Raw genomic sequence first — 8,944 nt, 5'->3', positions numbered from 1 at the left:
GGGTCTGTGTGCCCTGAATTACTTCGGGTGGTGTCCACCCCCGTCGGGACCGCAGTTACAACCCAGGACATCCTGGTTAAGCAAAGGCGCGAAAGCAAACGTAGGTTGAAGAGCTACAATTGTTTCGCCTTGCACATAGGCTCTTTCGAGGACAAGTCGAAAGAGCCTTCTCTTTTTAATGTCCGGAATATCATTCCACCCATCAAGTTGTTGACGGGTTTCGAGCATTGATGCGATTATAGCACTGGGATTGCGAACCGGCAAGGATTCTCGGGAGATTTCACAGCGTTCTTTTTCTGCATCATAGAATTCTTTGCTGATATCGCCAGCCAGGTAGAGCGTTTTTGCGCGATCGAGGCGGTTTTCGGCTTGCTGTAACAAGCTTTGTACGGAGAGCAGATTTTCTGTGAGCTGAGTTCCAGACAGGGCGCCAAGCAGAAAATCGACCAACTTTCTCTCGATAGCATACGCCTTGAGTAAGGGTTGTTTACAGTCTATCACATGTTCAGTCTGGTTCGCATCGCGGTAATAGCGACCACCCCTGAACGTACTGCCTCGAAACCGTCCACCGCAATAGCCACAATGGACGATGCCGGTGAGAGGATAGACCCGTGCCGGTGTGCCACGACGATTTCTAGGAAAAGGGGATAGCATTTCTCTCAAATCTTGCACCTTCCGAAACATATCTTCATGGATGATAGCGGGATGCTTGCCTGCGAAGAGTTGGGGTTCTTTCCGTTTTCGGGACTTGCCATTGCTGTCGACGCTGTAATAAGGTACCACTCCGGTATAGAAAACTCGGCCAAGAACGCCGCGCACATAACTGGCACTGAATTTGCCCGGTTCCGAACGTCCAGGAATTCCCCGATGGCGCAGCGGCAATTGAGACCCATCTGACAACGGGTGATGGTGCGAATTGAGCTTCATGGCGATTTTACTGTCCGAATATTCGCCCGTGCAATACCATGCGAAGATTTGTTTGACCACCTGGCTTTCGATCGGGTGTGGGATCAGAATATTGTCTTTGCTTTGATCCGGCTTACCATACTCCGGGCAGTAACCCTCGCCATTGGGGTTTTTACAGGCCGAACATAAGCCGCGACAATACCCAAAGGGGGGATTACCATTCCAATACCCATCTCTGGCGCGTTGAAGTTTTCCTTTCGTGGTTTCCCTGCGCAAATTATCGATGTAAATTTCCGCCAACATCCCCAGCACAGTCAGCATCAACTTGCCCCAGGGCGTGGTGAAATCTAACTTCTCATGTACCGAGACGAAGCTGACGTTCCACTGATTGAGCCTGTCCAGGGCGGTCAGTAACCCGTTGAGATGGCGGTAGAAGCGGTCAATCTTGTCTACGATGACGACATCAAACTCCCCGTTTTTGGCGCCCTGCATGAGATCTTCCAGGGCCGGGCGATAGCTGCCTTTCTTGGCTGAAATGCCTGCATCGGTATATATTTTCACCAATTTCCAACCCTGACCATCGGCATAGGACTGGATATTGGTGGTCTGGGCCGCCAGGCTGTGCCCATCCACCTGCTCGCGCATTGACACGCGCCGGTAGCCTGCGGCTCGTAGCGTACTATTCTTCATGGTATCCTCCGTTTCGTTTATAATCCTTGATAGCATTTTTTCTGCCTGAACACAGGCGCATTATAACGGAGGTAATCGTGAGCGACGATTCAACTGTGGAGAAGCGACGAAAAGCAAAGCAAGAAAAATACGATCCTCAACCCCTGATTGACCGCATCCTGGAGTTGTTAAAGGAGCGTAACGAAACCTATCGAGAAGCCTCATTGGCCTCCAATTTGGACCACCAGGCGATCAATCGCATCCGAAGTGGAAGGCGGCCCCTGATCCAAAACTGCATTCAACTTGCGGATCATTTTGAGATCAATCCCAACGAACTGCTGATTTTGGCCAACTGGCCCCCATTGAAGGCTTTTGATATTCATGCCGAAAGCGCCGAGAACCTTCCAGTTGAGGCGGTTGAAGTCGCAATGGATATTGCCAGGATTACAAACCCCGGCGTTCGCAAAGAGGTTGCCCGTGCGATTCGGACATTGTTATCGAAGTATTTTGAGGCAGACTAAACCGCCACAGGGATTGAAGCAGATGTCCTTTGAAATCGATACGGCTTGGTTATTTTGAGCCTGCGCAACTCGCTCATCAAAAAGCTGATCGCATTCCTGATGTCAGGCTGGGCGGAAGGCACTATCACGGAGCAACGCGCCCGGCAAGAAAAGCTGAGTAAATATACCCGGCTTCCTGTCGAGATCCAATACCACCCTGTGGACGCCGATGGTGTGCCAGCTGAATGGATCGAACGGACCGAATCGAATTTGGGGGTGATACTGTACCTGCATGGCGGAGCCTACGCCCTGGGTTCGATCACGGGTCATCGAGAATGGACCGCTCGCCTGGCACAAGCTACCCGAATGCGCTGCCTGGCGCTCAATTACCGCCTGGCACCAGAGCATCCCTTCCCGGCAGCCTTGGAAGATGCCATTGCCAGCTATCATTGGCTGCTCGCCCAGGGCGTTGAGCCGTCCGACATCATTATTGCGGGGGATTCAGCCGGTGGCGGTTTAGCGCTCTCGACCCTGGTCAAGCTCCGCGATGCCGGAGAGCAGCTCCCCGCTGGAGCCGTCTGTCTTTCCCCGTGGACAGATTTAGTCCTCACCGGTGCGTCAATCCACAGCAAAGCGAAAGCAGATTTCATCCTGAACCGGGACAGCCTTCAAAAGTACGCCGGTTACTATGCTGCTCAGCATCATGTAGCCAATCCCTGGATATCGCCACTCTATGCTGACCTTACGGGGCTCCCGCCATTGTTGATCCAGGCAGGCAGCGATGAAATCTTGCTGAACGATGCCACTCGGCTTGCGGAAAAAGCTCGAGCCGTTGGGGTCGATGTCCACCTGGAGATTTGGGATGAGATGTTCCATGTGTTTCAACTTTTCTCATTTTTGCCAGAAACAAAGCAGGCCGTCAGCCAGATTGCGGCGTTTGTGTCTCAGCATTACAGAAATACCTAACAAAAGGAAATCGAAAAATGAAAAAGCATCAAGACCTTGTACCGCTTGGAAAAACCGACCTCATGATCACCACCGTAGGTGTGGGCGCCTGGGCCTGGGGCGACCGGATGGTGTGGGGGTATGGGGGCAGCAGCTATAGCGATGCCGATATCCGGGAAGCCTTTGATGTCAGCCTTGCAAACGGCACAAACTGGTTTGACACTGCCGAAATTTACGGCATGGGCCGGTCAGAACGGTTTTTGGGCGAATTTTTACCCACAACAACCAAAGAAGTGCTGGTTGCAACCAAATTTTTCCCATTTCCGTGGCGGGTGCGCAAAGAAGCACTGCTGCGCAGGCTCAAAAAAAGCCTGGAGCGCCTGCAACTCAACCAGGTTGACCTGTACCAAATTCACATGCCCTTTGGGCAGTGGAGCAAGCCAGCGTATGTGTCGGCCCTCGCCGAGGCGGTACATGCAGGTCTGACCCGCGCGGTGGGCGTTTCCAACTTCAATACCGAAAAAACCAGGCTGGCCAATGAAACCCTGCAAGCCGCGGGTGTGCCACTGGCTTCCAATCAGGTCGAGTACAGCCTGTTTGACCGGCGCATTGAGAACAATGGCCTGCTCGATTACTGCCTGAAAAATGACATCACTGTCATCGCCTACAGCCCGCTTGCGAAAGGGATGGTGACCGGCAAATATAGCCCTGACAACCCACCTCCTGGTCCTCGCAAACGGATGTATCCCCCCGAAAAATTGCATCGCGCCCAGCCGCTGATCGACCTTCTGAAGGAAATCGGCACAATCCGCGAAAAAACACCTGCACAAGTTGCCCTCAATTGGACGATTTGCAAGGGAACCGTTCCCATCCCCGGAGCGAAAAATGCCAGACAAGCCGCCGATAACCTGGGAGCGATGGGCTGGCGGCTTACGTCCGAAGAAGTGGCTGCTCTCGATGAAGCCAGTCAAGTACTTGCATGATGAAATAGCGATGAAGTTCGAATTCATCACAACCAATGGCGTTCGCCTGCACACGGCGCTGGCGGGGCCGAAAAATGGGGAACCTGTAATCCTGCTACACGGATTCCCGGATGCCTGGTTTGGCTGGGAACATCAAATCGGGTCTTTGGCAGAGTACGGTTTCCGGGTGATTGTGCCCGACCAGAGGGGGTACAACTTAAGCGACAAACCCGAAGGGGTTGCCAGTTATCAGATGGAAACCCTGGTCGATGATATTCTCGGCCTGGCAGACATATTGGGTTATGAACGCTTTCAACTCGCGGGACACGATTTTGGTGCAATGGTCAGTTGGAATCTGGCGATGCGCTACCCGGAGCGGATCAAACGACTGGCGATTGCGAACGTGCCCTATCCAGCCGTGATGGGCAATTATTTGCGCACGCATCCAGCGCAGATGATGAAAAGCTGGTATGTTTTTTTCTTCCAACTGCCTGGATTACCCGAATGGTTCAGCAGACTCAACAACTGGCAAAGCCTGATTTTGGCGATGCCGGATGATTTCACTGAAGCCGAACGGAACCGTTATCGAGAAGCCTGGAACCAACCCGGCGCTATGACAGGCATGATCAACTGGTACCGGGCTTCACTTCGCCAACTGCGACACTCCGCTGATGCGCCAATAATCCAGATCCCAACGCTAATCATTTGGGGCAAGCAAGACCCGCATCTCAGCTATGAAATGGCCTTGCTCAGCGTTGAGCGCTGCTCCAATTGTCATTTGATCACCTTTGAAAATGCGACACACTGGGTGCTGCACGATGAACCGCACAAAACCAGCCAATACCTGATCGAACATTTCTCTGAATCGGATTCAGATGATTGACCCTGCGCGTGAACAACGCACACGTGTAGAAGGACTAAATCCCGGCAGGCTTGCCGTTGACCAGCGCGGTGCTGATGCCAAGTTCAGAAATTCCAAAAGATTGGTAACGCCCGCGCGATCGTGCTAAACCTTGAGTTGTTCAAATTCCGCCGCATCCACATCCATTATCATGCCGCCTTCGGGTAGCCCCAAAAGCCGGTCAAATGGCGAGTGCGCCAATATCCAGCGCAGGCGTCCCTGTCCATCGAAAAACAAGCCGCCAAACATGAGATTGAGCAGGTTGTTGATTTCATACGGTTCCAAGCGCTGCCACAAAATCTGAAAATCTGTCAGCCATTCTTCGTAGGGCCTGGTTTCAATCAGTGTCGTCTGCCAAAATCCGTCGATGCACCCCTGCAGCCTGGCGCCTTCGATTTGCAGTTGGGCAAGATCAATTTCTCCCATCTGATAGAGACGTTTGAGGTCGCTTTGCTGCTTTTGGAAGGCTCGCACCTTTGCTTCGAAGTGCAAAATACCATCGGGGTGCTGGATATTGGTCAGGATACCCCGATGCCAATCTGGCGGAATCACCATTTGGGCGATCAGGGCCTCCACTTTGGGCATGAGTACATCTTCTTGCAGGTTATGATGGCAAGCTGCCCAGGCCTGCAAATCGAGATTCTGATGGATATGAAGCCCAGCTCGATCCAGAGCAGCCTGGGCGGCAGAAACGGTCTTCCGCTTACGTTTCATGCTGCGATCATGATAGGCGCCGCAGCGGTAAAAAGCGTAATGATTACGCCCACCAGTAGAACCACGCAATCCCACGATTTCCGTCAACCTTTCCCAGCACTCCCAGCACTTGGCAACCCCTTTCAAGGGGTAAATACGACGTTTGCGCGTGGCGGTTCCAGGATTGGAACGTCGTGCCTTTCTGCGTTCCTGGTTCTGCAGGAAAAGCTCGTCGGAGATAATGGCAGTATGCTGACCATCATGAAGGGCAATCGGGATACGCTTGTTGATGGATTGACTCATACAGACTCCTTGGATGCACAGCAATTCCCTGCTACACGCTCATATCCAATGGCGGGCGTTCATACTGGGCGGAAAGTCCGACATAACTGGGATTGGTGATGATGCGCCGGATGCTGTCGCGACTGAACGACCCAGGCGGCTTGTGTCCTGGCGTACCCTGCGTTCGAAATTGGACTATTTCTCCATTCGGCAGGTCAAACCTATTTGCGTTGATATAGTCTGCAATTTCCTTGAAGCCCATATCCTCGGCATAGAGATGGTGGATCAACTGAATGACATATTGATCAATGGGATGCCGGACCGGTACTCTGCCATCGCCAAGGTCAGTTGTACCAAAGCTGGGACAGTAGCCTTCGCCATTTGGGTGGGTACACGCCGAGCAATTCCCTTTGCAATACCCCAGCGGCAGCCGTCCGTTGAGCAATCCCTTCTCGGCGCGTGCTGTTTTCATCCGGCGGACGCGGTCGCTGGTTTGGCGAACGAGCATTTCGGCCAGCGCACCCAGGACTTGCAGCACCAGCATCCCCCAGGGTGTACTGGTATCAATTTGCTCCGTAACGGACACCAGGCGGACGTCATGCTCGATCAGTAGTTGAATGAATCCGAGCAGGCCGGTCAGATTGCGATATAAGCGGTCAATCCGGTGGATCACAACGACATCAATATTTCCGGCAATGATTTCCTGCTTGAGACGGCGAAGTTCTTTGCGTTTGCTGTTGCGTCCGGTTTTGTGGGGGTCAGCGAAAATATCATGAATAATCCAGTTCTGACGCTCGGCATAGGCCTCAGCGTCATCGGCCTGGAATTCCATCGAATAATCCTGCTGCCCTGGCATGATGCGCGATTTGCGGGTATAGATGGCGGCTTTGACAGGATGCCGGAACGCCAGCTCAGGATTCGATTCGGCTTCTGTTTGCAGTGCCAGCACCAAGGTACGAATATCTTCGGGCGTGTGAGGCTGCCAGGGAAAGTCATCTGTGCGATTTGTCATGGGGTGTATTTTTCCTTTGGTCTGAAATCGAATTTGCCTGGATCGAGCCAAGCCGTTGGACAGCTTCCAGAATGGGTTCTTCACGGAAGATGCGTTTCAGCGCCAGGGCCAGTTCACGATTGAAATCATCGATGCGCTGGCGCTCAATGGCTGAGATTTCTGTGTTCTTGTCTTTGGTGGTCATTCCATTCTCCCAATATGTGTGGTGTCTCCAAAGAGTTCGTCGGTGAGGGAGTCGTCATCGTCTGCTTCCCCTTCCCATGTTTCTTCTTCCGGCCAGAGCGCGAGCTGACGCCCACCGCCGATCACCAGGCTGGCGAGATCGCCTTCATTCATCCCCAACGGCTGCAGCACCTGGAAGACGGAGCGGATCAGTAAGTCGCGATAACGGGCTTTGTCGACCTGCTGCCATTGCGGGCGTTCGGGCAATCCCCAGGCTGAAACACCGGGCTTCCTTCCTTTAATATAGATCATCGGAATGCGCTGGCCGACGCGCACATCGATCCCGGCAGCGCGCAACTGCAGCGCAGCTTTGGCGGGCTCCGATTGGCCGGTGTATTCCTCGGGTTCGCGCGCGAGCCGCTTGCGTGTGACCAGCTCTTCCAACGGAACGCGTTCCCCATACAAATCGGCCACCGCCTGATAGACGATCGCCAATGCGGCGGGGATGTGCTCCTGCAACGGATGCGTATGGGGGTCACTGGCCAACTCCGCCATGATCGCCCGCTCAGCGTTTGTGATCCAGGCCGGGGTGTCTGCCCGGCGCTGGGCCATGCCGCGCACTTTTAGTGAACCGTCATAGAACTTGCCGAAATAGCGGTTGGAAGCGCCGATGCGCGGGTTGAGTTTCGAGGGTAGAAAAGCCAGCCACTGAAAGATGCCCTCCAACTCGATGCACAGGCCGGTGCGCTGGTCGATCTCGCCCATCAGCGCCTGGAAATCTTCAGGGCTGGTGGCGCCCGCCTTGTGGACGAAGACCGAATCAGTATTGGCCGCCAGCACTTCGAAACCGTAATCATGCGCCGCTTCGATGGCCCGCACCAGCATCTCGCGCCCGATGGCACAGATGGCTTCATGCGCCAGAATGCGTCCATATAAGTTGTGCGCATGGCCCTGGTAGCCAAAGGAGACATATCCCAGCCACTTCAGGCCATCGATGGTGCCTTGCAGCAACTCCCGGCGCGGATCATCCGGAGCGAGCGTTTTGCGCAAAGCTTTGGCCAGACGGCGTTTCTCCAGCAGGGGTTTCAGGATCGTCGCCACCAGCCCCGGCACATCCTGGCGGATCGGCATCCCGCTGCGGGGAACGATGCGGTTTGTTTTCCCGACTTCCCCGGCGGTTTCACCGCTGATATTCCAACCTGCCATGATCGCAGGGTACATCGAGAAGAAATCCAGCTCGGCTACATTCAAATGTAAACCCACAACGGGATGGTAGTTCAGCCCGCCGCCATCGGCATTGTTGAGTGCCATCAGCGGGCGGAAGGGTTCGGTCTGGCGTTTTTCCTGCGGCACGAGCACCCCCCAGCGCAGCGCCTGACGGATTTGCATGGCGGTGAAGCCCGCGCCGGGACTGTTCCGCGCCGCAATCTGCACATCTAAACCGCTGACGCGCGCCATCTCGATAGCCGCCTGCAGGCTGAAGCCACCGCTCATGGCGGCGTTGCCCGGATCGATATGCCAGCGACCGTAGAGCAAAGTCTGAGCGGCGCGAAAATTCACCTGCCCGTAGCTGTGGTAGGTCAGCTCGTCTTTAATTAAAGGCGCTTTGGATTTGTCCCGGTTGGGGTTGAAGTCTATCTGGTGCTGCTTGGCGATGCGCGCCAGATAGGGGAAGAGCCAGGCATCTCCCTGGGTGGCCAGGATCACGTCAGGATCGCAGATCTCCAGAATATCCATCACCTCCAGCAACAACTCTCGCTCGTCGCGCGTATCCAATTCCCAGGACGTATCCTCACATTTCAACGTCAGGCGCCCGGGTGGCGCAAAGGCGGGATCGGTATCCGGCTCGATCCACAACGTGCGCAACGTGGGCAGGGCATAGCTCAAATCCCAGGGGCTGTCCAGCACATCC

9 protein-coding genes are annotated in these 8,944 nt (G+C 54.4%); 4 read left to right on the top strand and 5 right to left on the bottom strand.

All coding sequences use genetic code 11. The features are described from left to right. Positions 1–18: 18 nt before the first annotated feature. A complete protein-coding gene (locus HN413_15900) occupies positions 19–1,596 on the bottom strand; it encodes a recombinase family protein (protein MBT3391882.1) in 1,578 nt (525 codons plus the stop codon). A 77-nt stretch (positions 1,597–1,673) separates the two neighbouring features. Between HN413_15900 and HN413_15895 the strand changes: the two genes are divergently transcribed. The 4 genes from HN413_15895 to HN413_15880 are packed head-to-tail and all read left to right on the top strand — an operon-like array spanning position 1,674 to position 4,865. Then, positions 1,674–2,096: a helix-turn-helix transcriptional regulator gene (locus HN413_15895; protein ID MBT3391881.1), complete on the top strand. Its 423-nt coding sequence runs from the start codon at positions 1,674–1,676 to the stop codon at positions 2,094–2,096. Between the two features lie 54 nt (positions 2,097–2,150). After that, the gene (locus HN413_15890; protein ID MBT3391880.1) at positions 2,151–3,041 is read left to right on the top strand and encodes an alpha/beta hydrolase; all 891 of its coding nucleotides are present in this window, start codon (positions 2,151–2,153) and stop codon (positions 3,039–3,041) included. Positions 3,042–3,058: 17 nt separating this feature from the next. Further along, positions 3,059–4,003 (top strand): aldo/keto reductase, encoded by a 945-nt coding sequence (locus HN413_15885; protein ID MBT3391879.1) that lies wholly within the window; start codon positions 3,059–3,061, stop codon positions 4,001–4,003. 10 nt (positions 4,004–4,013) lie between these two features. Continuing rightward, complete coding sequence (locus HN413_15880; protein MBT3391878.1) at positions 4,014–4,865, top strand: alpha/beta hydrolase; 852 nt, start codon at positions 4,014–4,016, stop codon at positions 4,863–4,865. Positions 4,866–4,988: 123 nt separating this feature from the next. Here the strand turns inward: HN413_15880 and HN413_15875 are convergent, their stop codons facing one another. The 4 genes from HN413_15875 to HN413_15860 form a co-directional block, all read right to left on the bottom strand. Continuing rightward, entirely contained in the window at positions 4,989–5,879 is an 891-nt protein-coding gene (locus HN413_15875; protein MBT3391877.1) for a hypothetical protein, read from the bottom strand. 31 nt (positions 5,880–5,910) lie between these two features. After that, positions 5,911–6,870 (bottom strand): recombinase family protein, encoded by a 960-nt coding sequence (locus tag HN413_15870; protein ID MBT3391876.1) that lies wholly within the window; start codon positions 6,868–6,870, stop codon positions 5,911–5,913. Next, complete coding sequence (locus HN413_15865; GenBank protein ID MBT3391875.1) at positions 6,851–7,054, bottom strand: hypothetical protein; 204 nt, start codon at positions 7,052–7,054, stop codon at positions 6,851–6,853. The genes HN413_15870 and HN413_15865 overlap by 20 nt, the downstream gene beginning before the upstream one ends. Next, on the bottom strand, positions 7,051–8,944 hold a 1,894-nt coding region (locus HN413_15860; GenBank protein MBT3391874.1), incomplete at its 5' end, for a hypothetical protein. The genes HN413_15865 and HN413_15860, both read right to left, overlap by 4 nt.

Source organism: Chloroflexota bacterium (assembly GCA_018648225.1).
Classification (GTDB): Bacteria; Chloroflexota; Anaerolineae; order Anaerolineales; family UBA11858; genus NIOZ-UU35.
This window is presented reverse-complemented; position numbering and strand designations above follow the sequence as displayed.